The sequence below is a fragment of the Pseudomonas sp. Pseusp9 genome (assembly GCF_059491265.1).
Genome location: NZ_CP168500.1, coordinates 1,709,599 through 1,736,516, shown reverse-complemented (window position 1 = coordinate 1,736,516; position 26,918 = coordinate 1,709,599). Strand labels below are relative to the sequence as shown.

Below are 26,918 nucleotides of genomic sequence, written 5' to 3'. Positions count from 1 at the left end.
CAGCGCTTGAGGGATTCAGGCGGTAACACGCCAACCTTTGCAGGAGCGAGCTGTGCTCGCGATGGACTCAAGAACACCGCGTGCATTCAGAAAGCACGCGTTATCGTTATCGATCATCGCGAGCGAGCTCGCTCCTACAGGGGGGCATGGTGTTTTTCAGACCGGTTGCAGCGGCATCGTCAGTTCAACCCGCAAGCCGTCCGGCCGGCTATCGAAATGCAGCGTGCAGCCGCAACGCTGAACGATGGCCTGGACAATCGCCAGGCCCAGACCACAACCAGTGCTCTGGCCGTTGCGCCAGAAGCGCTGGGTCAGGTGTTGCAAATCCTCTTCGGCAATCCCCGGCCCATGGTCGCGCACCACGAACTGCACACGATTGCCGGTGGTTTCCAGGGTTAATTCCACCGCTTTGTCGGCGGTGGTATGACGCAGCGCGTTGTCTAGCAGGTTGCGCAGCGCGGCAATCGACAGCACGGCGGGCATTTGTACAGGCGCAGCGGAGACCTTGCCCGGCGTCTGAAACCTGATGCGTTGACGATCGCCGCTCGCCGCGTCCTGGATCGCCAGTTTCGCCACTTGTTCGGCGTTGCATTGCACACCGTCGTCAAACGACAGACTGCCCTCGACTCGCGCCAGCAACAGCAATTGTTCCAGGGTCCGGTGCATGCGGTCCGCACCCTCTTCGGCCCGGGCCAGGGACTGATCCCGAGCGTTGCCGTCGGTCATCCGCGCCACTTGCAGGTGGGTCTTGATTGCAGTCAGCGGGCTGCGCAGTTCGTGGGCCGCATCCCCGGTCAGGCGACGTTCGCGCTCAATGGTCTTGCCGATGCGCTGGAGCAGCTGGTTCTGGGTTTCCAGCAAGGGTTGCAGCTCGCTGGGCAATGGCTGGATCTGCAAGGGTTCGAGGGAGTCGGCGCTGCGGCGCATCAAGGCGTCGCGCATGCGGTTGAGCGGCGCCAACCCCTGGCCGATGCCCAGCCACAGCAGGCACAGGCACCCGAGCAAGGCCACGCCGACCGGTACCGAAGCAGCCAGCAGGATCGACATGTTCAAGGCTTCGCGCTCGATCTGCCGGTCGGCGGTGGTGATGCGCAGATCGCCCCGGGCCAATGTGAAACTGCGCCACGGCGCACCGTCGATCATCTGGTCGTGAAAGCCCAGTTTTTCGGCCTCCAGGGCCTGTTGCGGATCGGTGTGGCTGCGGGCCAGGATTTCACCGCGCAGCGAGCTGACCTGGCACGCCATGCCACCCGGAATGTTCAGTTGCTCGGCACTGAAGTGGGTGCCCTCGCCCTTGCTCGGCACGGGCGGCAGTTGCTCCATCAGGCCGGCGACCATGCGGGCCGACGCCACCAGGCGCTGGTCGAGGGAAAACATCATCTGATTGCGCAAATCGCTGAGCATCCAGGCTGCGGCCAGGGCCCAGATCAACGCAAATGCGGCGCCGAGCGTCAGGCTCAGGCGCAAACGCAGGCTCATCACTTCGATTCTTCTCCGCCATCAGCCGGCCCCAGACGATAGCCCAGGCCGCGCACGGTCTCGACAATGCCATTGCCGAGCTTGCGCCGCAGGTGATGGATATGGACGTTGAGGGCGTTGCTTTCCAGCTCGTCATTGAAACCGTAGACGCTGTCCTTGAGCTGCTCGGTGGACAGCACCCGCCCCCGGTTGTGCAACAAGGCTTGCAGCAGCGATTGCTCGCGGCGCGACAGGTCCACCGGCCGCCCCGCGAGCGTGGTTTCGCGGCTGCTCGGGTCGTAAGTCAAAGCGCCATGTTCGATCAGGTTGACGCTGCGCCCCGCCACCCGCCGCAACAGCGTGTGCAAGCGCGCAGCCAGCTCACGCAAGTCGAACGGCTTGAGCAGGTAATCGTCGGCACCTGCTTGCAGGCCATCGACACGGTCGGTGACCGAATCACGTGCAGTGAGGATCAAGACCGGTAACTCCAGGCCCTGATGGCGCAACTGCTGCAGCAGCTTGAGGCCGTCTTCGTCCGGCAGGCCAAGGTCGAGCACCATGACATCGAACTCCGCGACCTTGAGCATCGCCCGGGCGGAGGATGCCGTGGCCACGTGTTCCACGGTAAGGCCCTGGGCGGTCAGGCCGGCGACAATGCCGCTGGCGATCAGCTCATCGTCTTCGCAAACCAGTACGTGCATGGGGAGCCTCGTAGAAATAAAGCCGATTAAGCCGGTGACCGATTAAGCTGACATTATGCCGCAAGTGCCACAGCCACAAGGCCGCGGCGGTTAATCATCGGTTAATCGCCACCCGCCACTGTGCATCTCAATTGCACAGGGCAAAGGCTTATCCATGCGTCGTCTGTTTTTACTTTTCACCCTCATGATCGCTGGCCTGGCCCAGGCGGGAACCAATCCATTCGATACCAAACCCGAGTTTCTCCCGGTCGATAAAGCGTTCACGTTTACCTCTGAACGTCTGGAGTCTGGTGAAACCCAACTCTATTGGCAGATCACCGACGGCTATTACCTGTACCAGAAACGATTGAAATTCGACGGTTTACCTGTCGCACAGCATCCCGCGCTGCCGGAAGGCGAAGCCCACAGCGACGAATTTTTCGGTGAACAGCAGGTTTATCGCCAGGGTCTTGAACTGAAGATCCCGGCGGGTGCCAACGGCACGGTCAAGGTCAGTTACCAGGGGTGTGCCGATGCCGGCTTGTGCTATCCGCCACAAACCAAAATCGTCAATCTCGGCAATGCTCCTGTAGCGAATACGGCCACTGAAGCACCGGACCAGGCATTGGCCAGCAGCCTGCACCAACGGGCGCTGGGCTGGAGTCTTCTGGTGTTCTTCGGCCTCGGTCTGCTGCTGGCCTTCACCCCATGTTCGTTACCGATGCTGCCGATTCTGGCCGGGTTGATCGTCGGCAGCGGCGCCACGCCCAAACGCGGATTCGCCCTGGCCGGCAGTTACGTGGTCAGCATGGCGCTGGTGTATGCAGCGATGGGCGTCCTGGCCGCCTCCCTCGGGGCGAACCTGCAAGCCTGGCTGCAGAACCCCTGGCTGCTGGGCAGTTTCGCGGCGATTTTCGTGCTGCTCGCGCTGCCGATGTTCGGCTACTTCGAACTGCAACTGCCGGTGGTCGTGCGCGATCGACTGGAAAACGTCTCGCGCAATCAACGCGGTGGCAGTCTGATCGGCGCCGGGGTGCTGGGCGCTCTGTCCGGCCTGCTGGTCGGCCCGTGCATGACCGCACCGCTGGCCGGCGCCCTGCTCTACATCGCGCAAAGCGGTAATGCGTTGCATGGCGGATTGATTCTGTTCGCCATGGGCATCGGTATCGGTGTGCCGCTGCTGTTGCTGGTGACCGTCGGCAATCGCTTCATGCCCAAACCCGGTGCCTGGATGAACCTGGTCAAAGGCATTTTCGGCTTCCTGTTCCTCGCCACCGCGTTGCTGATGCTGCGCCCGGTGCTGGACGAATCACTGTGGGTCGGCTTGTGCGGAGCGCTGCTGTTGATCGCAGCCTACAGCGCCTGGAAACAGTCGGAAGGTTTCGGCCGTATCGCGCACCTGTTTGGCGCCAGTTCGTTGCTGCTCGGATTGTGGGGCAGCCTGCTGGTGATCGGGGCGGCCGGCGGCAGTGACGATCCGTTCAAGCCGTTGCAGGTCTTTCGCGCCTCGAACCAGGCGGTGGCTGCCGTGCCTGTCGGCCACGATGCCTTCATCACCATCAAGGATCCGCAGGCACTGCAACAGGAACTCGACGCCGCGCGGGCTCGGGGCCAGTGGGTGCTGCTGGACTACTACGCCGACTGGTGCGTGTCGTGCAAGGTCATGGAAAAACAGGTGTTCGGCAAAGCCAATGTCCTGCAAGCGCTGAGTGACGTGCGCTTGCTCCGACTGGATGTGACCGCCGACAATGCCGCCAGCCGCGAACTGCTCGGCCGTTACAAAGTGCCAGGGCCACCGAGCCTGCTGTGGATTGGCGCTGACGGTGAAGAGCGGCGCAGCCAGCGCATCACCGGCGAGGTCGATGCCGATACCTTCCTGCAACGCTGGACCAATACCCGAGACGCCCATTAATGCTGACCTTCACCCTCGGCACCTTTGCCATTGCGCTTAATCATCTGCTGCTGATCAGTGCGCTGGCGCTGGCCACGCTTATCGGCTGGCAGGTGGCCAAGCGTGGCGGTGATAACCCCGAGTCGGCGCTGTTCAGCCTGTTTCTACTGGGGATGCTGGCGGCACGAATCGGTTTCGTGGCGGCCTATTGGGCGCACTATCACAACGATCCGTGGCAGATCATTGACCTGCGCGATGGCGGTTTTCTCGCCTGGCCGGGGGTAGTTGCCGTTTTGCTCGCCACGCTGTATCGCGGTTGGCGTCGCCCGGGGTTGCGCCGTCCACTGGGCTTTGGCGTGGCCAGTGGCCTGGCGTTCTGGTTGCTGGCGACGTTTTCCCTGTCGATTTATGAACAAGGCACACGCCTGCCGGAAATCGCCCTGCGCAACGCCGCCGGTGAAACCGTGCAACTGGCCGACTACAAGGGCGGCCCGTTGGTGATCAATCTCTGGGCCACCTGGTGCCCACCGTGCCGCCGGGAAATGCCGGTGCTGGAAAACGCCCAGCGACACCGGCCGGACCTGACGTTCCTGTTCGTCAATCAGGCGGAAAGCATGCAAAGCGTCGCGACTTTCCTGGAAACCCAAGGCCTGAGCCTGTCCAACGTGCTGTTCGACGGCGGCGGGCGACTGAGCCATGCCGTCGGTTCCATGGCATTGCCGACTACGCTGTTCTACAGCCCCGAAGGTCGCCTGCTGGGCAGCCATCTGGGCGAGTTGTCGGACGCCAGCCTGGCCCGCGCACTGGAAAACTTCGACACTGTACCCGCCACTTCTTCAAGGAAATTGCCATGCCCCGCCTCCGCCACCTGCTGACCCTGAGCCTCGGTGCCGCCCTGCTGCACCTGCCATCGGTACAGGCCGAAGAATTGCCCGATGCGATCAAGAAAATCGAGGCAAAGGGCGCGAAAATCGTCGGCCAGTTCGACGCCCCCGACGGCTTGCGCGGTTATGCCGCGCAATACCAGAGCCGCGGCATGGCGCTGTACCTGACCCCGGATGGCAAACACGTGCTGCTGGGCAACCTGTATGACGCCGAGGGCAATGACCTGAGCAGTGCGCCATTGCAGAAACTGGTGTACGCGCCGATGGCCAAGGAAGTCTGGGCCAAGTTCGAAACAAGCAACTGGATCGGCGACGGCAAAAAAGATGCGCCGCGCGTGGTGTACCTGTTCAGTGACCCGAACTGCCCGTACTGCAACATGTTCTGGGAACAGGCCCGGCCGTGGGTCAAGGCCGGCAAGGTGCAGTTGCGCCACATCATGGTGGGCATCATCCGCGAGGACAGCCCGGGGAAATCCGCCGCACTGCTCGCCGCCAAAGACCCGGAAAAAGCCCTGCAGGATCACGAAGCCGCTGGCAAGGACAGCTCGCTCAAGGCCTTGAAGGAAGTGCCGCCAGCGATTCAGGCAAAATTCGCGGCCAACATGCAATTGATGGAAGAGCTTGAGTTGCAGGCCACCCCGGCGATTTTCTACATGGACGACAAGGGTAATCTGCAACAGCAGCAAGGCGCGCCTTCGCCGGACAAACTGGTGAAAATTCTCGGGCCGAAGTAACCGCATCCCCCCCTTCGCGAGCGGGCTCGCTCCCACAAGATACTGCCAACACAGTGCAAAGGTGGGAGCGAGCCCGCTCGCGAAGACAGACTCAAGACCACAACAGATCCTGAGTCTTGCCCCTCAAACCAATTTACAGCGACCAAAGAACCGCTCCCGCCTCAACACCATCAAGGCCGCGCGTTTGTACGGGAAGTCGAACTCTGTCTCGCAGTGAAAGCACTGGTTCTGCATGTACCCGATCATCTTCGCGCTATCGGCACGAGGCTCGATGACCGTCAATTGGCGACTTGTGGTGCCGCCTCGTTGTGCGGGACCGGCACAAGCGCAATCTTGTACGGATCGAAAATCTTCAACATCCGGCCGTTGTCCCGCAAGCCTTGCAGCACCCTGGCGAATGCATCGCCGCTGATGGGAGCGGTCGGGCGCAGGATGGCGTAATGGTGATAGATCTGGTCGACGCGCTGGGACACCAGCAACTCGTCAGCGACTTTTTCATTGCGCAAGAAGTAGTCGCTCAGGTAAGAGCGCGTGACCAGCGCGATGTCGGCGCGACCGCGCAACACCATCAGCAGATTGCTGTCATGGGAATAGGTCAGCGTGGCGTTGTAGTTTTTCGCCAGGTACTGGGGCTCGGCATTGAAGTTGGCGAACTCGTAGTGATAGCCGCTGAACAGTGCCAGACGCTTGCCGCTCAGGTCGGCAAAATAGCTTTGCTGCCGATCGGGCAGGCGTTGCGCGACAAAAATCTCGGCGTCCTCCAACCCCATGTCGACGGCCGTGTGGGGGAACTTTTCCCAACCCCAGGCGGGATTTTCGAAGATGGCCATGTCGATCCGGCCCTGCTCGAAGTCACCGAAGCGCCGGGGAATGGAGGTGGGTACCAGGACAAACTGATAGTCACTTTGCGATGCATTCATCGCCTCGACCAGTTGCGGCAGCAGCCCGGTATCGGCCCCGGATTCCGGGCGCACGGTGTAGGGAGGAAAGTGCGCGGCACCGATGCGCACCAGTTGTGCGGCCTGGGACGGCACCATCGCTGACGCAGCAAGCATTGCCAGCAAAAGCCGCGAGACTGTCCGAATTGGCGAACCCATCAAAACAACCCCACTCCCCAATGAATCGGCATCAATGCTATCAAGCTAGGCGGTTTCATCCAGTTAGCCAGTTTAATGTTGGCCAACACAACTTTATTACCGGTCTTCCAGCACCAGAATCAACGCCTCATCGGCCAACTGATCGAGGCTCATGCTGCCCCCGGCGCGAAACCAGGTGGTGGTCCATGACAATGCGCCGGTCAGGAACCGCCGAGTGATGAACACATCGCCGCGGATAAACCCGGCGGCCTTGGCTTCGCCCAGTACTTGCAGCCAGATGTCTTCATAGATGTCGCGCAGCGCCAGGACCTTGGCCTGGCCCTCTTCGGACAGCGAGCGCCATTCGTAGACCAGCACCGCCATCGCCTCGCCGCTGCCGCCCATGATCGACTGCAACTCACAGCGGATCAGCGCCAGCACCCGCTCGCGCACATTGCCGGCCTCAGCGATGGCCGCACGCATCAACGCGGTGTTGTAGCGAATGGTTTCCTCCATCACGGCGCGCAGGATTTCGTCCTTGCTTTTGAAGTGGTGGAAAATGCTCCCGGACTGAATGCCCACGGCGCCGGCCAGATCGCGCACGGTCGTGCGTTCGTAGCCTTTGTTGCGGAACAGGTGGGCCGCCACTTGCAGCAGCTTGCCACGGGCGCTGTCCGGGTCGGTCAATTGGCCGTCGCTCACCAATTCGCGCATGACCCTCAGGGCTTTTTGCTCGTCCACCCGTTCTCTCCTACAGTCGATCAATCAATAACGCCGATCCCCCGAAAACACCGGAGTTGCGCGGGCAATTTAAGCTGACGGATGGCACCAAGCAAGCGCTTGGCAGAAGAAAATCAAGTCATTTACAAACCAAGCGCTTGCTTGGTAATGTCGATGCACTACGGTTGGAGGTGGCTATGGAATGGACTGCACCCAAATCAATTCGCATCGGTTGCGCCAGCGCCTTCTGGGGCGATACCTCGACCGCGGCCGCACAACTCGTGGAACACGGGCATCTGGACTATCTGGTCTTCGATTATCTGGCCGAAATCACCCTGTCGATCATGGCCGGCGCGCGGATGAAAGATCCCCAGGCCGGCTATGCGGGTGACTTCATCGAGGTCCTCGCCCCCTTGCTGCCGCAGCTCGCGCAGCACAACATCCGGGTCATCAGCAACGCCGGTGGCGTCAATCCCCGCGCCTGCGCCGCCGCCCTGCAAGCGGCCTGCGACAAGGCCGGGGTGGCCTTGAAGATTGCCGTGCTGCTGGGTGATGACCTGCAACCACAATTCAAACAACTGGGCAGCCTGGGCATTCATGAAATGTTCAGCGGCGCGCCACTGCCACCGATGTGCGTCTCGACCAATGCCTACCTCGGCGCCCCCGGCATCGTTGAAGCCCTGCGTCTGGGCGCGGACATCGTGATCACCGGGCGCGTGGTCGACAGTGCGGTGGTCAGCGCTGCGCTGGTGCATGAGTTCGGCTGGTCGTGGCACGACTACGACAAGCTCGCCCAGGCGGCACTGGCCGGGCATATCATCGAATGCGGCGCCCAGTGCACGGGCGGCAACTTCACCGACTGGCGCGACGTCCCGGACTACGAACACATCGGTTTTCCCATCGTCGAAGTCAGCGCCGACAGCCAGTTCATCGTCAGCAAACCCGAAGGTACCGGCGGGCTGGTCACGCCGCTGACGGTGGGCGAGCAGATGCTGTACGAAATCGGTGACCCGCGCGCCTATCTGCTGCCCGACGTGGTGTGCGATTTCACTCAGGTCAAACTGCAGCAACAAGGCCGGAACGCGGTGCAGGTACACGGCGCCAAAGGCCTGCCGCCGACGGCTCAATACAAGGTCAGCGCCACGTACCCCGATGGTTTTCGCTGCACCGCCAGTTGCCTGATTGCCGGCATCGATGCCGTCGACAAGGCACGACGAGTCAGCACGGCGATCATCAACAAGACCTCGGAAATGTTCCGCCAGCGCGGCTGGGCGCCATACAGCGAGGTGAATATCGAGTTGCTGGGCAGCGAGGCCACCTACGGCCCCCACGGCCAGCGTCAGGACAGCCGCGAAGTGGTGATCAAACTCGCGGTGCGCCATCCGCACAAGCAGGCACTGGTCGTGTTCTCCCGGGAAATCGCCCAGGCCGCCACTGGTATGGCGCCAGGGCTGACAGGCATTGTCGGTGGCCGGCCGACGGTGTATCCGCTGATCCGGCTGTTCTCGTTCCTGATCGACAAAACCGCCTGCACGCTGGACATTGATTTCATGGGTCAGCGCCACCCGTGCGCCCTGCCCGCCCTCGATGTGCTCGACCCGCTGGACCTGCCAGCCCCGCTCGCGCCACCGAAACCGACAGGCCTGGCCGACGCCAGCGTGGCCCTGGTCAAACTGGCGGTCGCCCGCTCTGGCGACAAGGGCAACCACAGCAACATCGGCGTCATGGCCCGCGAGCCCGAATTCCTGCCATGGATCGCCGAAGCCCTGACCCCGGAAGTGATCGTCGACTGGATGGGCCACGTCCTCGATCCAATCCACGGACGGGTTGAGCGCTGGTACTTGCCCGCCAGCCACAGCCTGAATTTCCTGCTGGAAAACGCCCTCGGCGGCGGCGGTGTCGCCAGCCTGCGAATCGATCCGCAAGGCAAAGCCTTCGCCCAGCAACTGCTGGAAATCCAGATCCCGGTGCCGCAACGCATCGCCGACCAGTTCAACTAGAGGATCGCCGCCATGACCTACGATTCGATTTTCAGAGCCGATCTGTTTGCCGGCCAAAACATCATCGTCACCGGTGGTGGCAGTGGCATCGGCCGCTGCACCGCCCACGAACTGGCGGCTCTCGGCGCCCATGTGCTGCTGGTCGGGCGCAAGGCCGACAAGCTCAAGACCGTTGCCGCAGAAATTGCCGAAGACGGCGGCACGGCCGATTGGGCAGTGTGCGACATCCGCGAGGAAGAGTCGGTGCAGCACCTGGTCAGCGAATTGATCCGCAAGCATGGCCCCATCCATGGCCTGGTCAACAATGCGGGCGGACAGTATCCGTCGCCCTTGGCCTCGATCAATCAGAAGGGTTTCGAAACCGTGATGCGCACCAATCTGGTGGGCGGTTTCCTGATGGCCCGAGAAGTGTTCAACCAGTCCATGAGCAAGCACGGCGGCGCCATCGTCAACATGCTCGCCGACATGTGGGGGGGCATGCCCGGTATGGGTCACTCCGGCGCGGCACGTTCGGGCATGGACAACCTGACCAAGACCGCCGCGTACGAATGGGGTCATGCCGGAGTGCGGGTCAACGCCGTGGCACCGGGCTGGATTGCCTCCAGCGGCATGGACACCTACGAAGGCGCCTTCAAGGCGGTGATTCCGACCTTGCGCGAGCACGTGCCGCTCAAGCGCATCGGCACCGAATCGGAGGTCAGCGCGGCGATTGTTTTCCTGCTCAGCCCGGCAGCGGCCTTCGTCAGCGGCAGCACCTTGCGCATCGACGGCGCCGCCAGCCTTGGCGGGCGCGCCTGGCCTATCCACAAGGCGACCAACAGCGAGTCGTATAACGGCTTCCACCGCGCCTACATTCCAGACGTGTTGAAGGACAAGGAATAACCCATGCCGGTGATTCAGTCGCAACTCGATCCCCACAGCGAGCAGTTCGCCCAGAACCGTGCGGCAATGCTGGGCGCCATCGAGCAAGTACGCCTGCTCGAACAGAACTTGCTGAACAAGGCTGCCGAAGCCAAATCCAGGTTCGAAAAACGCGGTCAGCTGTTGCCCCGCGAGCGCCTCAATCTGCTGCTGGACCCCGGCGCGCCGTTTCTCGAACTGGCGAGCCTGGCCGGCTACAAGCTGCACGACGACAAGGACGGCAGCTCCGCCGGTGGCGGTTTGATCGCAGGCATCGGCTATGTCTGTGGCGTGCGCGTGCTGGTGGTGGCGAACAACAGCGCGATCAAGGGCGGGACCATTTCCCCCAGCGGCTTGAAAAAATCCCTGCGCCTGCAACAGATCGCCATGGAAAACAGACTGCCGGTGATCACGCTTGCCGAAAGCGGCGGCGCCAACCTCAATTACGCGGCGGAAATTTTCGTCGAAGGCGCGCGCAGCTTTGCCAATCAGGCGCGGATGTCGGCCATGGGCTTGCCGCAGGTCACTGTGGTCCACGGTTCGGCCACGGCGGGTGGTGCCTATCAGCCGGGTTTGTCGGATTACGTGGTGGTGGTGCGGGGTAAGGCCAAGCTGTTTCTCGCCGGCCCGCCACTGCTCAAGGCCGCCACCGGCGAAGTCGCGACCGATGAAGAGCTGGGCGGCGCCGAGATGCACGCACAAACCGCCGGCACCGCCGAATACCTGGCTGAAAACGACGCCGACGGTGTGCGCCAGGTACGGGAAATTGTCAGCCTGCTGCCGTGGAACGAGCAGTTGCCCCGACTCCCCGAACGTCGCTGGGAGGAACCGCTCTACCCCATCGACGAACTGCTGGGCCTGATCCCGGATGACCCGAAAAAACCCTACGACGTACGCGAGATCATCGCCCGTCTTGCCGACGCTTCGAACTTTCTTGAATTCAAAGGCGAGTTCGATCAGCAGACCGTCTGCGGTCATCTGAAAATCCAGGGGCGCGCCTGTGGCTTCATCGGCAACAACGGCCCCATCACGCCAAAAGGTGCGAGCAAGGCCGCCCAGTTCATCCAGCTGTGCGACCAAAGCCAGACGCCGTTGCTGTTTTTCCACAACACCACCGGGTTCATGGTCGGCACCGAATCGGAACAACAAGGCGTGATCAAACATGGCGCGAAGATGATTCAAGCGGTTGCCAACGCCCGCGTGCCAAAGCTGACCATCGTCGTCGGTGGCTCCTATGGTGCCGGCAACTATGCGATGTGCGGGCGCGGCCTCGACCCACGATTCATCTTCGCCTGGCCCAACAGCCGCACGGCGGTGATGGGCGGCGCGCAAGCGGGCAAAGTGCTGCGCATCGTCACCGAGGCCAAACAGGCCAAGGACGGCCTGGTGCCCGATCCGAAAATGCTCGACATGCTGGAGCAGGTCACCGCGCAGAAACTCGACAGCCAATCCACGGCGCTCTATGGCAGCGCCAATTTGTGGGACGACGGCTTGATCGATCCGCGCGATACCCGGACCTTGCTGGGTTACTTGCTGGATATTTGTCACGAGGCCCAGGTGCGGCCATTGCAAGCCAACAGCTTTGGTGTAGCCCGTTTCTAGGGCGGCCAACAAGGAGAACAATAAAAATGATCTTCACCCAGGAACACGAAGCACTGCGCCGCACCGTGCGCCAGTTCGTCGAGCACGAGATCAACCCGCACGTCGAGGAATGGGAAAAGGCCGGGCGTTTTCCCATTCACGAAATCTTCCGCAAAGCCGGTGACCTCGGCTTGCTGGGCATTTCGAAACCGGAGAAATTCGGCGGCATGGGCCTGGACTACAGCTATTCGATCGTCGCGGCCGAAGAGTTCGGCACCATTCATTGCGGCGGCATACCGATGTCCATTGGCGTGCAGACCGACATGTGCACGCCTGCGCTGGCACGTTTCGGTTCCGATGAATTGCGCGAAGAGTTCCTGCGCCCGGCCATCAGTGGCGAGCAGGTCGGCTGCATCGGTGTCTCCGAGGTCGGTGCCGGCTCCGACGTCGCCGGTTTGAAAACCACCGCGCGCAAGGACGGCGACGATTACGTGATCAACGGCAGCAAGATGTGGATCACCAACTCGCCAAGCGCCGACTTCATCTGCCTGCTGGCCAACACCTCGGACGACAAACCGCACATCAACAAATCGCTGATCATGGTGCCGATGAACACACCGGGTATCAGCTTGAGTTCGCACCTGGACAAGCTCGGCATGCGCAGCTCGGAAACCGCCCAGGTATTTTTCGACAATGTGCGTGTACCCCAGCGCAACCGCATCGGCCATGAAGGCGCGGGGTTCATGATGCAGATGATGCAGTTCCAGGAGGAGCGCCTGTTCGGTGCGGCCAACATGATCAAGGGCCTGGAGTACTGTGTCGACAGCACCATCGAATACTGCAAGGAGCGCAGAACCTTCGGCAATGCGCTGATCGACAATCAGGTGATCCACTTCCGCCTGGCTGAACTGCAAACCGAGATCGAATGCCTGCGGGCGCTGGTCTATCAGGCCACCGAGCAATACGTCAAAGGCCAGGACGTGACACGCCTGGCGTCCATGGCCAAGCTCAAGGCCGGACGGCTGGGCCGCGAAGTCAGCGACAGCTGCCTGCAATATTGGGGCGGCATGGGCTTCATGTGGGACAACCCGGTGGCCCGGGCTTACCGCGATGTCCGGCTGGTATCGATCGGCGGCGGCGCCGACGAAATCATGCTGGGGATCATCTGCAAACTGATGGGTATTCTGCCGGGGAAAAACAAATGAGCAACCTGCCTGCATGCCAGACCTTGCTGCTGGAACTGCACAGCGGCGTGTTGCACATCACCCTCAATCGCCCCGAATGTCGCAATGCGATGAACCTGCAGATGGTCGCCGAATTGCGCTCGGTGCTGGCTGCGGTACGGGATAAACCGGGGGTTCGCGCGCTGGTAATCGGCGGTGTCGGCGGGCACTTCTGTGCCGGTGGCGACATCAAGGACATGGCCAATGCCCGCGCTCAAGGCTCGACCGCGCACCGGGATCGGAACCGGGTGTTCGGCGCGCTATTGCAAGAGGTGCAGCACGCCCCGCAAGTGGTGATTACCGTGCTGCAAGGCGCGGTGCTCGGCGGCGGTTTTGGCCTGGCCTGTGTCAGCGATATCGCCCTGACCGATCACCAGGCGCAATTCGGCCTGCCGGAAACCAGTCTCGGCCTGTTGCCGGCACAGATCGTACCGTTCGTGGTGCAACGCATCGGTTTGACCCAGACCCGGCGTCTGGCCCTGACGGCGGCGCGTTTTGATGGTACTCAGGCACGCCGCATGGGCCTGGTGCATTTTGTCGAGCGTGATCCGCAAGCATTGGCCGAGCGTCTCGATGAGGTGTTGGCCCATGTATTGTGTTGTGCGCCGGGGGCGAATGCGGCGACCAAGAAACTCCTGCTGGCGAGTGCCGGACAACCGTCGGATGCCTTGCTGGATCAGGCAGCCGAATGGTTCAGCGAAGCGGTGACCGGAGCAGAAGGCGTCGAGGGAACGATGGCATTCGTGCAAAAACGCAAACCGGGGTGGGCCATTTAAAAGCTTCGCTGGCAAGCCAGCTCCCACAGGGCTCTATGTCGCACACAAAACCCTGTGGGAGCGAGCTTGCTCGCGATGAGGCCCGAACAGACACCGCACAACTTGAGAGACAACCCCATGCCCGGACTCAAGAAAATCCTCATCGCCAACCGCGGTGAAATCGCCTGCCGTATCCAGCGCACGGCCCAGGCGCTGGGCTACCGCACGGTCGCCGTGTTCAGCGACGCCGACGCCGACGCACTGCACGTGCAGATGGCCGACGAGGCCGTCAACATCGGTCCGGCCGCGGTGCAACAATCTTATTTGAACATCCCGGCCATCCTTGACGCAGCCCGGCGCACAGGCGCGGATGCGATCCATCCGGGCTACGGTTTCCTCTCGGAAAACGCCGGGTTTGCCCGCGCCTGCCAGGACGCCGGCATCACCTTCATCGGCCCCAGCCCCGAGGCCATCGAACTGATGGGCAGCAAGCGCCTTTCGAAGATCGCCATGATCGAAGCCGGCGTGCCCTGCATCGACGGTTATCAAGGTGACTTGCAGGATGACGCGACCCTGAGCCGAGAAGCCGGGCGCATCGGCTATCCGTTGATGATCAAGGCCAGCGCTGGCGGTGGTGGACGTGGCATGCGCCTGGTGCACGACGCCGCCAATCTGCTGGAACAGATCCGTACCGCACGCTCCGAAGCCCTGAACGGTTTCGGCAGCGGCGAACTGATTCTCGAACAGGCACTGGTCGAACCACGTCATGTCGAGGTTCAGTTGTTCGGTGACCGCCACGGCAACCTGATTTACCTCGGCGAGCGCGATTGCTCGGTGCAGCGCCGCCATCAGAAAGTCATCGAAGAAGCACCCTGCCCGGTGATGACGCCTGAACTGCGCCAGGCCATGGGCGAAGCGGCGCTCAAGGCCGGGCAGGCAGTGCAGTACGTCGGCGCGGGCACCGTGGAGTTTTTGCTGGATGCGCGCGGGCAGTTCTACTTCCTGGAAATGAACACCCGGCTGCAAGTGGAACACCCGGTCACCGAACTGATCACCGGGCTGGACCTGGTGGCCTGGCAGCTGAACATCGCCGAAGGGCAACCGTTACCATTGCGCCAGGAGCAGGTGCAACTCCACGGGCATGCCATGGAAGTGCGCCTGTATGCCGAAGATCCGGCTCAGGGTTTCCTGCCACAAACCGGGCGTGTCGTGGCCTGGGAACCGGGATTGCAGGACGGTGTGCGGATCGACCATGGGCTGATCGAAGGCCAGGTCATCAGCCCCTTCTACGACCCGATGCTCGGCAAGCTCATCGCCCACGGCGCCACCCGCGAGGAAGCCCGGCGCAAACTGCTGCGGGCGGTACAGGACAGCGTGCTACTGGGTGTGCAAAGCAATCAGCGCTTGCTCGTCAGCCTGCTCGATCACCCGCAATTCGCCTGCGCAGATTTCAGCACTGGCTTCATTCCACAGCACTTTTCCGAGCATGCCTGCCTGCAGCCCCATGCCCCGGCCGCTCAACACCTGGCCATCGCAACCGCCCTCTTCCATCAGGCTCAAGCGCAAGCTCATCCGGCCCCGCTATGGGGTTGGCGCAACAATGCCAGCGTGCCGCTGCACTATCGCATCGGCCTTGAGGACCGTGATTGGCCGGTAGCGTTGCAGGCCATGCCGGGCGAGCCGCTGCGCATTCAGGTTGTCGGGCACAACCTCGAACTGAAGATCATCCACTGCGACGGACGTTGGGCCACCCTCGAAATCGAGGGCATCCGCCAGCGCCACGCTTACCGCCTGGAGAACGGGCGTCTCTGGCTGTTTACCCGGCCGGGCAGCCTGCAGTTCGTGGATCGCACCCAGGTACAGGTCCGAAGCCAGGCCAACGTCAGCTCCGGAACCCTCAAGGCCCCGATGGACGGGGCAATCGTCGACGTTCTGGTCAACGAAGGCAGCCCGGTCACCAAGGGCCAGCTGCTGGTGGTACTGGAGGCGATGAAAATGGAGCACCCGTTGAAATCGGGCATCGACGGTGTGCTCAAACGCCTGCAAGTCAAAGTCGGGGATCAGGTGAAAAACCGGCAGATTCTGTTGGAGGTCGAATAAGCCGCTAGGCGGAACCTCCGGGTTTGGCTACGCTCAAACCCTATCAGGACGCGGATACCAGGAACCCTGCAATGCCTCATTGGCTGGTCATTGATCTGGAGGCCACCACCGATGAAGGTGGTTGGCCCGTAACAGATATGGAAATCATTGAAATCGGCGCCACCCTGGTGGACCGCAAAGGGCGTGAAGTGGATCACTTCCAGTGCTTTGTGCGGCCACTGCAACGGCCGCTGCTTACACCGTTTTGTCGGGAGCTGACGCACATCACCCAGGCTGATGTCGATTCGGCCCAAACGCTGAGCGAAATCTGGCCCTCATTCGAACAATGGCTGGGACAATATTCATCGCTGGAAAGCTGGGTCAGTTGGGGCGATTACGATCGCCAGCAGTTCCTTCAGGAATGGCAGCGCCTGCAACTCGACAGCGTCCTGAGCCGTACACCGCATATCAACCTCAAACAGCGCTTTGCCAAGGCCCGCCGCCTGGAGCGCCCCTTGGGGCTCAACGGCGCGCTGCAACTTGCCGGCCTGCAATTTACCGGGCAGCAACACCGGGCCCTGGAAGATGCGCGTAATACGGCGCGCCTGCTACCGCAGATTCTCCCCCCTCTGGAGAGGTGACGGCACCGGCCCCCTTGTGCATACTGGCCGGCCTTTTTTAGCCCTTTTCGAGGAATCGCCCATGTTTAAAGTCAACGAGTACTTCGACGGCACCGTCAAGTCGATCGCCTTTGGCACCGCAGAAGGTCCGGCGACCATCGGCGTCATGGCTCCGGGCGAGTACGAATTCGGCACCAGCCAGCGTGAAATCATGCACGTGGTCAGCGGCGCATTGACCGTCAAACTGCCTGACAGCAGCGACTGGGAAACCTTCGCCGCCGGCAGCCAGTTCAACGTGCCAGCCAACAGCAAGTTCCAGCTGAAAGTGGCCGTCGACACAGCGTATCTGTGCGAATACCGCGGCTAAAACCCCGCGTTTTTTTTCAGCGAAAAAAATGCCCGTGTTCCTGGACACGGGCATTTTTATTCACGGGTTTTTACTCGAGAACGGTCACCGGCATGCCAACTTCGAGTCGACCGTTGCCGTCGTTGACCAGGTTCTGCCCGAACATGGCGCCGTCCGCCTGCAAACGGTATTTCTGCAAGGTTGCCAGGGGTTCGCGGTCGTCGCTGCGCTCCCCGGTTTGCGGGTCGATGGTAGTCAGGATGCAACGCGAACAGGACTTGACCACGCGGAACTCGACCTCGCCGATACGGATACGCTTCCAGCCGTCCTCGGCGAACGCTTCACTGCCTTCGATCACCAGGTTTGGCCGGAAACGCAGCATCTCCAACGGACGCCCGACCCGTTGCGACAGGTCATCCAGCGATGCCTGGCCGATCAGCAACAGCGGGAAGCCGTCGGCGAACGCCACCTGATCGTCGTCCTTGCCGTAACCGGCCTCGGTCGTACGCGCACGCTCCAGTGGCACTTGCACCAGACGCGTCGGTTTACCGATGAACTCACTGACCCAGGCTCCCGCCGCGTTGCCAGCATCCGGCACACGCAAGGTGTCGCGCCAGATGGTCACGCCACGCAGTTCTGCATCGCTGCCGGGTAACGCGATATCGATCGGTGAGTGTCCGGGAGCATTCAGGGTCAGGCCACCCTCGGCATTCCACAGCGCCGACAGTTGGCTCATCTGCGCCACCGCCCGCTGGGTCAGGAAACGCCCGCTGGCCTCATCCACCAGCATCCAGCGGCGATCGCCGTCCAGCCCCAGCTTGTCGAGGCCGACTTGCTGCAAGTCCTCGCCCTTGCCGGATTTCAACGGATAACGATACAGCGCGCTCAGACGCAACATGGCCAGCTCCCTGTGGGCAAAAATGCCACCCTATACGAGCTTGGTCACTGAATCAAAGTGCAAAAAAACCTGTAGGAGCGAGCTCGCTCGCGAAAAACCCAAGGACGCCGCCGGGCAGCTGGTTTTACGCGTTATCGTTCAAGACCATCGCGAGCAAGCTCGCTCCTACAGGTTGACCGTGGCCTGATCAGGCGGGGACAGCGTCAAGCATCAAACGCTGACGCACGACGTCGACGAGTTTGTCCGGCTGGAATTTGGAGAGGAAATTGTCGCAGCCGACTTTTTTCACCATCGAGTCGTTGAAGCTGCCGGACAGCGAGGTGTGCAGTACCACGTACAAGCCGCGCAGGCGCGGATCGTTGCGAATTTCGGTGGTCAGGCGATAGCCATCCATTTCCGGCATTTCCGCATCGGTGAACACCATCAGCAGTTTTTCGGTCATGTCCACGCCGGTATCGGCCCAGGTCTTGAGCATGTTCAAGGCCTTCAATCCGTCGCTGGCGATATGCATTTTCACGCCCAACTGCCCCAGGGTATCGCGCAATTGCGCCAGGGCCACGTTCGAGTCATCCACCAGCAGCACCTCACGGCCACGGGCGCGTTCCAGTACCGGATCCTCGAGTTTGTCGCGGGAAACTTTGGCGTTGTACGGGACGATTTCGGCCAGAACCTTTTCGACATCGATGATTTCCACCAGTTGATCGTCGACTTTGCTGATGGCCGTCAGGTAGTGCTGGCGGCCGGCGCTGCTCGGAGGTGGCAGGATGGCTTCCCAGTTCATGTTGACGATCCGGTCCACGCCACCGACCAGGAAGGCCTGAACCGAACGGTTGTATTCGGTGACGATAATCGTGCTGCCAGGCCCCGGCACCAATGGGCGCATGCCAATGGCCTGGGACAGGTCGATCACAGGCAGGGTCTGGCCACGCAAGTTGACCACGCCACACACAAAAGGATGGCGCTGCGGCATCAGCGTCAACTTTGGCAGTTGCAAGACTTCCTGTACTTTGAAGACATTGATCGCGAACAATTGCCGTCCGGCGAGCCGGAACATGAGAATTTCCAGGCGATTCTCACCCACCAGTTGCGTGCGTTGGTCTACCGTGTCGAGAATGCCGGCCATCAATGACTCCTGGTCTTGTTCGGATGAATTCACTTATAGAAGGTTATCGGCTGTTTTTGCCGAAGCTTGACCCTCTCTAAAATGCCACGCCCAACCATTGATGTCACATTAGCATCATGCTTTACTGACGCCGTGATCATATCTTCCGCACTTCTGCGCCACGCGACCCTGGTTTTAGCGAAAGGTTCCGCTGCGTAAGGGATTCCCCTATCAACAATCAGGTGCAACCTGATATTCGCAATATCCAATAGCCATTAATGTGACGCCATTCTCATTGCATGAACGGAGCCAGGCTTTTGTGTGCGATCGCAAGTAAGTGGCCAACCACCCTCTCGTGTTCCCCAGTCTGTCTTCGGGCCAGCCGAAGTTCGTTCACTCGACGACTCGGCAAAGCCGGGGTCCCGAGCGCCCTCGTCGACACGCACGATATCCCCTCATTTGACATGACGTTGTGGAGATAAGTATGCCGAACGACCGTAAAGTGTGGGCCCAGCGGCTCCCGGAGTTTCTCGTCGAGGCTGAAACGCTCCTGGCCAAAACCGAGGAATGCCTGAGTCATCTACAGCTGATCAGCAATGACAAGGACGCCATCGACTGCATGCTCAGTACACTGCTAAAGCTGGCCAACAAGGCCGATGCCCTGGCGTTGGCGGCCGTTTCTGAGTTTTCCCTGCATATTCATGGCCTGCTCAACCACGCACAACACACGATGAGCCTGCACGACGAGGCGCTGAGCGCCCTGAAAGACTGCCTGACCCTGATAGCCTGGCAACTCGAACTCATCGACCAGAACACCGGACAGCTCAGTCTCGACGACAGCGAGCAAGTCACCCTTATCGAAGCTTTTGCCTTCCAGGTCGGGCAAAGCCGATATCAACCACCGGTCAACTCCAGACCGTTCAGCCTCGTATCCTATTCGGAACGACAGGCCTGAATATTCCAAACCATGCCGTATGGCGTGTTCTGGTTATCAATACCGCGCTGTAACTTGAGTGCGCACATGTCGCAATTGAATATCTCATAGCTACAAGCGACAGACTTTAACAACTACTAATAATTGCCCATCGACAATTGCGCGCCTGTCTTGTCCTGGGTATTGCCTGGTCTCAACAAAAAAACCCGGGGACAATCGGTATTTTGCGACCGCAACAGCCAACTTGTTCCATTATTGGACCATCGTACAAACGACTGGATTCCTGACTTTACGGACATATATACAGACGCGACCAACGGTATCTTAGGTGCTACTATGCCGCCTGTTAGTTGACGTCAATTAATGGCAGTGTGGTTGCAGCCGGACACAGCTCGCTCCAGTCCGCAGCTCAACTCTCCAAAAAAGCACATCCCGTTGAAGTCGACGCTCCACATTAAAAAACAGGGGCCTGTCAGCCAGCATGACCGGTCAGCCCGCAGCGAACATCCATTGGCTCCATCCGCTATGCACGCCAGCCTCAAGTCAATCGCCATGTGGCCACCCTCCCGAGAAAATGCGCGCACATTCACGCTGTTGCTATGCGCCTGCTCGACGCTCGGCAGTTTGCTGGTCTATGGCTTGTCCATCCCTTTGCCTCTGTCATTGCTGGTACTCCACATAGCTGCACTGACCAGTGTTGCGGTGCAGTACCGTCTCTCGCGCAAATCCATCAAATTCCAGCCTCAGGAACTGGCCGACCGGCTGTTGCAGGTTCAGGAAAACGAGCGTCACCGACTGAGCCGGGAACTGCATGATGACATCGGTCAATTGCTGACCGCCGCAAAACTGCAAAGTGACTGGCTCAAGCGCCGGATGCCCGAAGAACTTCAGGGGCAATGCTCGGTCCTCTGCGACACGCTGGAAGAAACCCTGACCAAGGTTCGTGACTTGTCTGCCATTCTCAATCCCCGGCAGTTGACCAGCCTTGGGCTGGAGGCCAGTCTGCGGGCACACTTGCTCAAAACCCTGGCCAACACGCCGGTGCACTGGAGCCTGGAATGCCAGCAACGCCTGACCGGCATACCGGAGGAAATGGCCGTGGCAGCTTTCCGCATCACTCAGGAAGCGGTCACCAACATCCTGCGGCATGCCCAGGCCAAGAACCTGCTGGTGTGCCTGCAGCGCCTGCCCCAAGGCCTGAAGTTGCAGATCAGCGATGATGGCCAGGGTTTCGCGCCCGCAACAGACCCAGGTCGTGAAGGGCAACGCGGTATGGCCGGGATGTCGGAACGGATCGATCAACTGGGCGGCACACTGACCGTTGCCAGCGAGCCGGGCAAAGGCACTCAAATCGAAGCTCTTTTTCCCTGGGCGCCCCGTGCGCTCGAACGGGCCAGTTCGAATAAGGTTCTGCATTGACTTGTAATTTACTACTGGTGGATGACCACTCGCTGATCAGGGCTGGCGTGCGCGCCCTGGTAATGGATCTGCCTGGCTATTCGGTCATCGGTGAAGCCAATGACGGCTCGCAGTTGCTCGAAATGGTCGAGCAACTGTCCCCGGATATTGTCCTGCTGGATATTTCAATGCGCCAGACCGGCGGCCTCGAAGCCTTGCAGCAGCTCAAGCGAGTGCGCCCGCAGAGCAAGGTCCTGATCCTCTCGATGCACACCGACCCGGACCTCATCATGCAGGCGCTGGAGTCCGGAGCCCATGGCTACCTGCTCAAGGACACTACGGCGACCGAACTGGAGCACGCGCTGGAGGCCTTGCGCAACAATGATCGCTACCTGAGCCCGGCCATTGCCCACACGGTGATCAATCAGGCGTTGACCCGAAACCAGAAACACCAACCCGAACCTGCCGAATCGCATAACCTGACGGCACGTCAGCTGGAAATCCTGCGGTTGATCGTTCGCGGAAAATCCACTCGAGAGATCGCCAATGGCCTGGGGCTGAGCGTCAAGACCGTCGAAACCCACCGTTCGCAGGTCATGAAGCGTTTGCAGATCTACGATGTGGCCGGCCTGGTGCTGTTTGCCGTGCGTGAACAAATCATCAGCCTTGATGACTAGGCACTTCACGGGCACGTAACAGCGGCGAATCCTCAGGCAGATGCACGAGTAACGTCGCTGAGCGAACCGAGAAACGCAGGTTCTCCCCTTCCAGCGGCTCACCTTCAAGGTTGGTGTAAAGCCCTTCCGAGACCTTGCTCACACAGGCTTTCGATAGCGGTGCGAACCGCCTCGTTGAGCGCCTGTTTACCCTGCAGAATCACCAGCGCCTTGCGATCACCCATCCATTCACTCCTGGCTTGAATGGCATCCGGGAGATGCTGACCGCGCCCCCCTTAAAGGTCGCAAGAACGCTGATTATTTCCAGTCGGAGAGTCTTGATCTCCCACACAACAGGAAATTTCTTACAAAACGTGAAGAATCGGCTCAATTGACCGGGAATCTGAATTGGTGGACTTTTGGAGTTACCGCAGGACACCACAAGGACGTGCCATGCAAAGCCAAAACCTCGGTTCACCAACCCTCGTAAAAAGTGCAGGTGATCGAGCTGAATGCAGCAGCACAAAAGCCACGGGAGAAATTGATATGGAACCTCGCGTCACCGAGCTGGAAGCACACCTCAAGTACATACGCAGGGACATGGACGAAGTCCGGGGTGACCTCAAATCCATCAAGCACAGGCTTGCCTACTCCGCCTGCGGCACAGCCGTGATCCTTGGCCTCCTTGGCTGGATCGCCAATAGCCGGTTCGAACAGGTCATTTCATTGTTTCTGGCGCATTGAGTTGCCATCAACACAAAACCCGGTTCAATCAACCGGGTTTTGTGTGGCCATCCCGCTGAAGCTGTCAGCTCAGGACTTCGCTCAACGGAATGAAAAAAACGCTATCGCCCTGAACCAGCGTGCGCCCCTCAAGGACCTCTACCAGCCCATCGGCCCAGGCAGCGCTACGCAGTACACCGGAGCTCTGGTTCTTGTAGATCGTCGCCCTGCCGTTTTCCAGCCGTCCGCGCAAATACTCACGCCGATTGCCAGGCTGGAGCCAGTCAAAACCTGCTGGTACCTGCACCTTCAGCGGCTCTACCTCTTTTACACCCTGACGGCGCAGGAGGTAGGGTCTGGTCAACAAGGCAAAGGTCACGAGGGTCGATGCCGGATTACCCGGCAAGCCAATCACCGGCACACCGCGAAAATGCCCGAACGTCAACGGCTTACCGGGCTTGATGGCGAGCTTCCACAGCGTCAGTTCGCCCTCTTCGCGCAAGGCGATGCCCAGAAAATCGGCTTCACCCACCGATACGCCACCGGTGGAGAGGATCAGGTCGACATCACACAACTCCCCCAATCGGGATCGTGTGGTTTCCAGATTGTCCGGAAGGATACCCGCGTCGACGACCTCGCACCCTAAACGCTGCAACCAGCTACACAACAACACCCTATTGCTGTTGTAGATCTGTCCCGGCCCCAGCGCCTGCCCCGGCTCAATCAACTCGTCGCCAGTGGACAGTACCGCCACCCGCACCTTGCGCACGACTTCCAGCTCAGCGCACCCCAAAGAGGCAGCCAATCCTTGCTCAATCGGCCCCAGCCGCGTACCTGCCGGCAGAATCAACTCGCCGACGGTCGTTTCCTGGCCTTGCGGGCGGATGTTCTGGCCTTGGGTCAAGGGCTCGGTGAAACGTACTCGCTCATCCGCCTGAACATCGGCGTTCTCCTGCATCTCGACACAATCGGCACCCGCGGGAACAGGCGCCCCGGTGAAAATGCGCGCACAGGTTCCTGGCTGCAACGGATCGGGAGCCTGGCCGGCAAACACCTTCTGGCTGACCACCAACGGCTCTCCCGTCCAGTCGGCCATGCGCAAGGCATAACCGTCCATGGCACTGTTGGGCCAAGGCGGCAAATCAAGCGTCGACACCAGATCTTCAGCCAGTACACGCCCCTGTACCTGCGCCAACGGCAAGCGTTCACGCTCGACAATCCTTGAGCTCTCGGCCATTTCCAGCAAGCGCGCCAGCGCCTGCTCGACAGGCATCAGGCTGCCAGTCTTGCCAGGCTTACCCACGGGATTCACAAGGCGCAGCCTGTTTGAGGTGAGGCACGAAATTGCACGGCCGATGCCGCGAATCCAGCTGCTCGGCCAATATGCCGTCCCAACCGGTGCGCACGGCATTGGTCGAGCCCGGCAAACAGCAAACCAGCGTGCCGTTGGCAAGGCCGGCCAACGTCCGTGACTGAACGGTCGAGGTGCCGATATCGGCAACCGAGATCTGGCGGAACAGCTCGCCAAATCCATCAACCTGTTTGTCCAGCAGGCAACTGACGGCTTCCGGCGTACTGTCACGCCCGGTAAAACCGGTTCCGCCGGTGATCAGCACAACCTGCACGACATCGTCGGCAATCCAGTTGGCGACTTGCGCGCGAATTTTATAGAGATCATCTTTGAGCAACACCCGGGCCGCCAGGTAATGACCGGCAGCGGTCAAACGGTCGACAAAGAGCTGACCCGAGGTGTCAGTTTCCAGTGTGCGGGTATCGCTTACAGTCAGCACTGCAATATTCAGCGGTGCGAAAGGTACATCAGCCTTGGCTTTCATAGGCTCGTCCAGTTGTAGGAGAAACAGCCCGGTGTTATATCACAGCGCTCCGTTTTTTCGCCGCTCCCATGGAGACCTGCCATGACCTCGAATTCACAATTGCCACCCTGCTCCATTCTGCTCCTGGCGGGCGGGCGCGGCCAACGCATGGGGGGTCAGGATAAAGGCTTGCTGGACTGGCAAGGCGCCCCCCTGATTGCACATCTGCACCGCAAGGCACGCCCGCTGACCGATGACCTGATCATCTCCTGCAACCGCAATCTTGAGAAGTATGCGCCCTACGCCGACCAGTTGGTCCACGATGATGAAGGTGACTTCCCCGGGCCTCTTGCGGGTATTCGGGCAGGCCTGAAAGCTGCTCGCCATAGCCATCTGCTGGTCCTGCCCTGTGACGTCCCGGGCATTGATGCTGCTTTGATCGGCAACATGCGCGAGACCGCCAACCTGCATCCGGACAAGCCGCTGATGGTGCGGCATGATGGCCACTGGGAACCATTGTTGTGTGTGATTCCTGTGCTACACAGGACCGCATTTGAAAATGCCTGGAACGAGGGTGAGCGCAGCCCTGGCCGGCTGATGCACAAGCTCGGTGCGACCGCGCTGCAATGCCCCGACAAAGACCCTCGGCTGGCCAACCTCAACACGCCGGAATTGTTGAACGGTCATGACACTGTGTCAGACTGAAAATCATCAGGAACTTGCGCGGACAGTGCACGTCTCACGTTCAGCAACCAAAGAACTCTAATTCGGAGACAAGCTCATGACTCAACGGACCCTCGCCACCTTCATGCTCGCACTGGGCCTTGCATCCCTCGCCGGTTGCGCATCGCCTACAGTGATCACCTTGAATGACGGTCGCGAAATCCAGGCCGTCGACACGCCACGGTTCGACAAGGACTCCGGTTTCTACGAATTCGAACAACTCGACGGCAAACAGACCCGCATCAACAAAGATCAGGTTCGTACCGTTAAAGAGCTGTAATCCTGGCGCCGCCGGATACGGAAAAGCCCGCTTGATGCGGGCTTTTTCATGCCTGAAGAACAGCGTTTCAGGGTCGCCTCCCGATCACCATTGCAGGGTGATTTCACTCTCGAACTCTCGCTCCTGGCCCGTAACCGGATCGACAAACTTCAGCCCCTGAGCCAGCAGTTTCAAGGGATTGGCATAGTCATCCGGCGCGTCCCTGAGCACCTCGGGGTAAAACGGGTCGTTGCAGATAGCGGCTCCCAACGCCGCCATATGTACCCGAAGCTGATGTTTCTTGCCCGTCACCGGGTAAAGACCATAACGCCAGAGATCACCCTGTTTTTCCCTGACCTCGACCGCAGTCTCGGTGTTGCTGGCCCCCGGCCCCTCCTGCATGCGGAAGAACGGTTCGCCATCGACCAGCCGGCTTTTATGAACCAACGGGAAGTCCAGGCCAGGCAATGCCCGGGCGATGGCCTCGTAGCGCTTTTCGATCTGCCGGGTTGGAAACAACGACTGATAAGCCGAACGACTCTGCGGATTGGCGGAAAACAGCACCAGCCCCGCGGTATGCCGGTCGATGCGATGCAATGGCACCAGATGCGGATTGTCCAGGCGACGGATCAAGCGCCTCAGCAGCGTCTGCTCAACGTATTCACCAGCCGGCGTCACGGGTAGAAAGTGTGGTTTGTCGGCCACCACCAGGTGCTCGTCCGCGTACAGGATCGACTCGATCACCGGGATCGGTTTTTCATCCGGCACTTCGCGAAAATAATGAATCCGCAAACCTTCCCTGTAGGCCAGATCGAGGGCAATCGGCATACCCTGCCCATCGAGGACCCGGCCACGGGCGATTCTGTCCAGCCATTGTTCACGACCGATGGCGCTGAAATGCTCACACAGGCATTCGACAACGGTCTGCCACGGGCCTGGTGGCAAGTAGAGCGTACTGGCCTGGCTGTGTGCCGCGCAAAAAGAAGAAGTGGACATACGAAAGCTCTAACCCTCAGTGCAGGGCGGCATTATCCAACAGCAAGGAGTACGAACCTAGAGAAGATTCCTCAAGCCGGGATCTGCGTGCGTGCCGCCGCTTCGGTGTACTCCTTGAGCCAGCGCAGTACATCGACCGCCTCCCAGCGAGCGGGGTCATACAGGGCGTACAACAATCCCTGATAACCCACGACATCGAGTTGCCGGTGATAACCCGCGCGTTGAAACAAGGCTTCGATTTCTGCGAAACAGGTATTGAAATGCGTTTTGTTGAAGGGCGTTTTCCCCTCGGTCACCAGACCGTCCAGACGCAACTCAAGGACGGCCTCGCGCACGACGTCTGCAGACATCCGGTTCACGCTGTTCTTCAACTGTTCGACATTGACCACGATTCATCCCTCTCACGCCCGGGCTTGCCTGGTCGCTCCCGAAAACCGGCAACGACCAGGCAGGCACCGCGAATAACTG

At 60.5% G+C, this 26,918-nt stretch carries 27 protein-coding genes and 2 pseudogenes; 17 read left to right on the top strand and 12 right to left on the bottom strand.

Annotated elements, in window-relative coordinates; all coding sequences use genetic code 11:
* Window positions 1–156: 156 nt before the first annotated feature.
* On the bottom strand, window positions 157–1,482 hold the full coding sequence (locus ACEN8E_RS07895; RefSeq protein ID WP_495592113.1) for an ATP-binding protein: 1,326 nt from the start codon (window positions 1,480–1,482) through the stop codon (window positions 157–159).
* Window positions 1,479–2,159, bottom strand: coding sequence for a response regulator (locus ACEN8E_RS07890; protein ID WP_495592112.1), 681 nt, complete (start codon window positions 2,157–2,159; stop codon window positions 1,479–1,481). The genes ACEN8E_RS07895 and ACEN8E_RS07890 overlap by 4 nt, the downstream gene beginning before the upstream one ends.
* 154 nt (window positions 2,160–2,313) lie before the next feature.
* On the opposite strand from ACEN8E_RS07890, the gene dsbD reads away from it, so the two are divergent.
* The 3 genes from dsbD to dsbG are packed head-to-tail and all read left to right on the top strand — an operon-like array spanning window position 2,314 to window position 5,647.
* Window positions 2,314–4,050, top strand: a complete 1,737-nt coding sequence (gene dsbD, locus ACEN8E_RS07885) for a protein-disulfide reductase DsbD (RefSeq protein WP_495592111.1) — start codon at window positions 2,314–2,316, stop codon at window positions 4,048–4,050.
* Window positions 4,050–4,904 (top strand): TlpA family protein disulfide reductase, encoded by an 855-nt coding sequence (locus ACEN8E_RS07880; RefSeq protein ID WP_495592110.1) that lies wholly within the window; start codon window positions 4,050–4,052, stop codon window positions 4,902–4,904. Before dsbD ends, ACEN8E_RS07880 begins: the two co-directional genes overlap by 1 nt.
* Window positions 4,880–5,647: a thiol:disulfide interchange protein DsbG gene (gene dsbG / locus ACEN8E_RS07875; RefSeq protein ID WP_495592109.1), complete on the top strand. Its 768-nt coding sequence runs from the start codon at window positions 4,880–4,882 to the stop codon at window positions 5,645–5,647. Before ACEN8E_RS07880 ends, dsbG begins: the two co-directional genes overlap by 25 nt.
* A 123-nt stretch (window positions 5,648–5,770) precedes the next feature.
* Here dsbG and ACEN8E_RS07870 read toward each other — a convergent pair.
* From ACEN8E_RS07870 to ACEN8E_RS07860, 3 genes and pseudogenes are all read right to left on the bottom strand, one after another.
* Window positions 5,771–5,932 (bottom strand): annotated as a pseudogene (locus tag ACEN8E_RS07870) (GNAT family N-acetyltransferase); the annotation flags it as partial.
* The gene (locus ACEN8E_RS07865) at window positions 5,926–6,744 is read right to left on the bottom strand and encodes a substrate-binding periplasmic protein (protein ID WP_495592108.1); all 819 of its coding nucleotides are present in this window, start codon (window positions 6,742–6,744) and stop codon (window positions 5,926–5,928) included. The pseudogene ACEN8E_RS07870 and the gene ACEN8E_RS07865, both read right to left, overlap by 7 nt.
* 96 nt (window positions 6,745–6,840) lie before the next feature.
* Window positions 6,841–7,464 carry a TetR/AcrR family transcriptional regulator gene (locus ACEN8E_RS07860; protein ID WP_495592107.1) on the bottom strand — a complete coding sequence of 208 codons (624 nt, stop codon included), beginning with the start codon at window positions 7,462–7,464 and terminating at the stop codon, window positions 6,841–6,843.
* 176 nt (window positions 7,465–7,640) lie between these two features.
* On the opposite strand from ACEN8E_RS07860, the gene ACEN8E_RS07855 reads away from it, so the two are divergent.
* The 8 genes from ACEN8E_RS07855 (at window position 7,641) to ppnP (ending at window position 16,968) form a co-directional block, all read left to right on the top strand.
* Window positions 7,641–9,443, top strand: a complete 1,803-nt coding sequence (locus ACEN8E_RS07855; RefSeq protein ID WP_495592106.1) for an acyclic terpene utilization AtuA family protein — start codon at window positions 7,641–7,643, stop codon at window positions 9,441–9,443.
* Between the two features lie 12 nt (window positions 9,444–9,455).
* Entirely contained in the window at window positions 9,456–10,325 is an 870-nt protein-coding gene (locus tag ACEN8E_RS07850) for an SDR family oxidoreductase (RefSeq protein ID WP_495592105.1), read from the top strand.
* Between the two features lie 3 nt (window positions 10,326–10,328).
* Complete coding sequence (atuC, locus tag ACEN8E_RS07845) at window positions 10,329–11,945, top strand: geranyl-CoA carboxylase subunit beta (protein WP_495592104.1); 1,617 nt, start codon at window positions 10,329–10,331, stop codon at window positions 11,943–11,945.
* A gap of 26 nt (window positions 11,946–11,971) precedes the next feature.
* Window positions 11,972–13,129 carry a citronellyl-CoA dehydrogenase gene (atuD, locus tag ACEN8E_RS07840; RefSeq protein ID WP_495592103.1) on the top strand — a complete coding sequence of 386 codons (1,158 nt, stop codon included), beginning with the start codon at window positions 11,972–11,974 and terminating at the stop codon, window positions 13,127–13,129.
* Window positions 13,126–13,923: an enoyl-CoA hydratase/isomerase family protein gene (locus ACEN8E_RS07835; protein ID WP_495592102.1), complete on the top strand. Its 798-nt coding sequence runs from the start codon at window positions 13,126–13,128 to the stop codon at window positions 13,921–13,923. Before atuD ends, ACEN8E_RS07835 begins: the two co-directional genes overlap by 4 nt.
* A gap of 117 nt (window positions 13,924–14,040) precedes the next feature.
* Window positions 14,041–16,002 (top strand): acetyl/propionyl/methylcrotonyl-CoA carboxylase subunit alpha, encoded by a 1,962-nt coding sequence (locus ACEN8E_RS07830; RefSeq protein ID WP_495592101.1) that lies wholly within the window; start codon window positions 14,041–14,043, stop codon window positions 16,000–16,002.
* 71 nt (window positions 16,003–16,073) lie between these two features.
* On the top strand, window positions 16,074–16,622 hold the full coding sequence (locus ACEN8E_RS07825; RefSeq protein WP_495592100.1) for a 3'-5' exonuclease: 549 nt from the start codon (window positions 16,074–16,076) through the stop codon (window positions 16,620–16,622).
* Window positions 16,623–16,683: 61 nt separating this feature from the next.
* The gene (gene ppnP / locus ACEN8E_RS07820; RefSeq protein WP_007940055.1) at window positions 16,684–16,968 is read left to right on the top strand and encodes a pyrimidine/purine nucleoside phosphorylase; all 285 of its coding nucleotides are present in this window, start codon (window positions 16,684–16,686) and stop codon (window positions 16,966–16,968) included.
* 70 nt (window positions 16,969–17,038) lie between these two features.
* Here the strand turns inward: ppnP and ACEN8E_RS07815 are convergent, their stop codons facing one another.
* Together ACEN8E_RS07815 and ACEN8E_RS07810 are read right to left on the bottom strand one after the other, a co-directional pair.
* Window positions 17,039–17,845 (bottom strand): MOSC domain-containing protein, encoded by an 807-nt coding sequence (locus ACEN8E_RS07815; RefSeq protein ID WP_495592099.1) that lies wholly within the window; start codon window positions 17,843–17,845, stop codon window positions 17,039–17,041.
* 187 nt (window positions 17,846–18,032) lie between these two features.
* A complete protein-coding gene (locus tag ACEN8E_RS07810) occupies window positions 18,033–18,968 on the bottom strand; it encodes a chemotaxis protein CheV (RefSeq protein WP_495592098.1) in 936 nt (311 codons plus the stop codon).
* A gap of 463 nt (window positions 18,969–19,431) precedes the next feature.
* On the opposite strand from ACEN8E_RS07810, the gene ACEN8E_RS07805 reads away from it, so the two are divergent.
* The 3 genes from ACEN8E_RS07805 to ACEN8E_RS07795 all read left to right on the top strand — a co-directional run bounded on the left by ACEN8E_RS07805 (window position 19,432) and on the right by ACEN8E_RS07795 (window position 21,956).
* The gene (locus ACEN8E_RS07805; protein ID WP_495592097.1) at window positions 19,432–19,902 is read left to right on the top strand and encodes a hypothetical protein; all 471 of its coding nucleotides are present in this window, start codon (window positions 19,432–19,434) and stop codon (window positions 19,900–19,902) included.
* A 504-nt stretch (window positions 19,903–20,406) separates the two neighbouring features.
* A complete protein-coding gene (locus tag ACEN8E_RS07800; RefSeq protein ID WP_495593288.1) occupies window positions 20,407–21,300 on the top strand; it encodes a sensor histidine kinase in 894 nt (297 codons plus the stop codon).
* Window positions 21,297–21,956: a response regulator transcription factor gene (locus ACEN8E_RS07795; protein ID WP_495592096.1), complete on the top strand. Its 660-nt coding sequence runs from the start codon at window positions 21,297–21,299 to the stop codon at window positions 21,954–21,956. The genes ACEN8E_RS07800 and ACEN8E_RS07795 overlap by 4 nt, the downstream gene beginning before the upstream one ends.
* Here the strand turns inward: ACEN8E_RS07795 and ACEN8E_RS07790 are convergent.
* A pseudogene (locus tag ACEN8E_RS07790) lies at window positions 21,940–22,092 on the bottom strand (lipid kinase YegS); the annotation flags it as partial. The gene ACEN8E_RS07795 and the pseudogene ACEN8E_RS07790 overlap by 17 nt on opposite strands.
* A 296-nt stretch (window positions 22,093–22,388) precedes the next feature.
* Between ACEN8E_RS07790 and ACEN8E_RS07785 the strand changes: the two are divergent.
* The gene (locus ACEN8E_RS07785) at window positions 22,389–22,679 is read left to right on the top strand and encodes a hypothetical protein (RefSeq protein ID WP_495592095.1); all 291 of its coding nucleotides are present in this window, start codon (window positions 22,389–22,391) and stop codon (window positions 22,677–22,679) included.
* 64 nt (window positions 22,680–22,743) lie between these two features.
* Here ACEN8E_RS07785 and ACEN8E_RS07780 read toward each other — a convergent pair whose 3' ends face one another.
* Together ACEN8E_RS07780 and moaB are read right to left on the bottom strand one after the other, a co-directional pair.
* Window positions 22,744–23,970, bottom strand: a complete 1,227-nt coding sequence (locus ACEN8E_RS07780; RefSeq protein ID WP_495592094.1) for a molybdopterin molybdotransferase MoeA — start codon at window positions 23,968–23,970, stop codon at window positions 22,744–22,746.
* The gene (gene moaB, locus ACEN8E_RS07775; protein WP_008020368.1) at window positions 23,954–24,493 is read right to left on the bottom strand and encodes a molybdenum cofactor biosynthesis protein B; all 540 of its coding nucleotides are present in this window, start codon (window positions 24,491–24,493) and stop codon (window positions 23,954–23,956) included. The genes ACEN8E_RS07780 and moaB overlap by 17 nt, the downstream gene beginning before the upstream one ends.
* 81 nt (window positions 24,494–24,574) lie before the next feature.
* On the opposite strand from moaB, the gene mobA reads away from it, so the two are divergent.
* On the top strand, window positions 24,575–25,177 hold the full coding sequence (gene mobA, locus ACEN8E_RS07770; protein WP_495592093.1) for a molybdenum cofactor guanylyltransferase MobA: 603 nt from the start codon (window positions 24,575–24,577) through the stop codon (window positions 25,175–25,177).
* Between the two features lie 76 nt (window positions 25,178–25,253).
* Window positions 25,254–25,475, top strand: a complete 222-nt coding sequence (locus ACEN8E_RS07765; RefSeq protein ID WP_495592092.1) for a YgdI/YgdR family lipoprotein — start codon at window positions 25,254–25,256, stop codon at window positions 25,473–25,475.
* 84 nt (window positions 25,476–25,559) lie between these two features.
* Here the strand turns inward: ACEN8E_RS07765 and ACEN8E_RS07760 are convergent, their stop codons facing one another.
* Both ACEN8E_RS07760 and ACEN8E_RS07755 read right to left on the bottom strand, forming a co-directional pair.
* Entirely contained in the window at window positions 25,560–26,450 is an 891-nt protein-coding gene (locus ACEN8E_RS07760; RefSeq protein WP_495592091.1) for a pseudouridine synthase, read from the bottom strand.
* A 71-nt stretch (window positions 26,451–26,521) separates the two neighbouring features.
* Window positions 26,522–26,839: a hypothetical protein gene (locus ACEN8E_RS07755; protein WP_008020364.1), complete on the bottom strand. Its 318-nt coding sequence runs from the start codon at window positions 26,837–26,839 to the stop codon at window positions 26,522–26,524.
* Window positions 26,840–26,918: the final 79 nt, after the last annotated feature.

What these genes read in the sequence shown, in the direction of transcription:
- ACEN8E_RS07890 (WP_495592112.1), bottom strand. Translation starts at nt 2,159, where the DNA reads ATGCACGTACTGGTTTGCGAAGACGATGAGCTGATCGCCAGCGGCATT.
- dsbD (WP_495592111.1), top strand. Translation starts at nt 2,314, where the DNA reads ATGCGTCGTCTGTTTTTACTTTTCACCCTCATGATCGCTGGCCTGGCC.
- ACEN8E_RS07880 (WP_495592110.1), top strand. Translation starts at nt 4,050, where the DNA reads ATGCTGACCTTCACCCTCGGCACCTTTGCCATTGCGCTTAATCATCTG.
- dsbG (WP_495592109.1), top strand. Translation starts at nt 4,880, where the DNA reads ATGCCCCGCCTCCGCCACCTGCTGACCCTGAGCCTCGGTGCCGCCCTG.
- ACEN8E_RS07865 (WP_495592108.1), bottom strand. Translation starts at nt 6,744, where the DNA reads ATGGGTTCGCCAATTCGGACAGTCTCGCGGCTTTTGCTGGCAATGCTT.
- ACEN8E_RS07855 (WP_495592106.1), top strand. Translation starts at nt 7,641, where the DNA reads ATGGAATGGACTGCACCCAAATCAATTCGCATCGGTTGCGCCAGCGCC.
- ACEN8E_RS07850 (WP_495592105.1), top strand. Translation starts at nt 9,456, where the DNA reads ATGACCTACGATTCGATTTTCAGAGCCGATCTGTTTGCCGGCCAAAAC.
- atuC (WP_495592104.1), top strand. Translation starts at nt 10,329, where the DNA reads ATGCCGGTGATTCAGTCGCAACTCGATCCCCACAGCGAGCAGTTCGCC.
- atuD (WP_495592103.1), top strand. Translation starts at nt 11,972, where the DNA reads ATGATCTTCACCCAGGAACACGAAGCACTGCGCCGCACCGTGCGCCAG.
- ACEN8E_RS07835 (WP_495592102.1), top strand. Translation starts at nt 13,126, where the DNA reads ATGAGCAACCTGCCTGCATGCCAGACCTTGCTGCTGGAACTGCACAGC.
- ACEN8E_RS07830 (WP_495592101.1), top strand. Translation starts at nt 14,041, where the DNA reads ATGCCCGGACTCAAGAAAATCCTCATCGCCAACCGCGGTGAAATCGCC.
- ACEN8E_RS07825 (WP_495592100.1), top strand. Translation starts at nt 16,074, where the DNA reads ATGCCTCATTGGCTGGTCATTGATCTGGAGGCCACCACCGATGAAGGT.
- ppnP (WP_007940055.1), top strand. Translation starts at nt 16,684, where the DNA reads ATGTTTAAAGTCAACGAGTACTTCGACGGCACCGTCAAGTCGATCGCC.
- ACEN8E_RS07815 (WP_495592099.1), bottom strand. Translation starts at nt 17,845, where the DNA reads ATGTTGCGTCTGAGCGCGCTGTATCGTTATCCGTTGAAATCCGGCAAG.
- ACEN8E_RS07810 (WP_495592098.1), bottom strand. Translation starts at nt 18,968, where the DNA reads ATGGCCGGCATTCTCGACACGGTAGACCAACGCACGCAACTGGTGGGT.
- ACEN8E_RS07805 (WP_495592097.1), top strand. Translation starts at nt 19,432, where the DNA reads ATGCCGAACGACCGTAAAGTGTGGGCCCAGCGGCTCCCGGAGTTTCTC.
- ACEN8E_RS07800 (WP_495593288.1), top strand. Translation starts at nt 20,407, where the DNA reads ATGCACGCCAGCCTCAAGTCAATCGCCATGTGGCCACCCTCCCGAGAA.
- ACEN8E_RS07785 (WP_495592095.1), top strand. Translation starts at nt 22,389, where the DNA reads ATGCAAAGCCAAAACCTCGGTTCACCAACCCTCGTAAAAAGTGCAGGT.
- moaB (WP_008020368.1), bottom strand. Translation starts at nt 24,493, where the DNA reads ATGAAAGCCAAGGCTGATGTACCTTTCGCACCGCTGAATATTGCAGTG.
- mobA (WP_495592093.1), top strand. Translation starts at nt 24,575, where the DNA reads ATGACCTCGAATTCACAATTGCCACCCTGCTCCATTCTGCTCCTGGCG.
- ACEN8E_RS07765 (WP_495592092.1), top strand. Translation starts at nt 25,254, where the DNA reads ATGACTCAACGGACCCTCGCCACCTTCATGCTCGCACTGGGCCTTGCA.
- ACEN8E_RS07760 (WP_495592091.1), bottom strand. Translation starts at nt 26,450, where the DNA reads ATGTCCACTTCTTCTTTTTGCGCGGCACACAGCCAGGCCAGTACGCTC.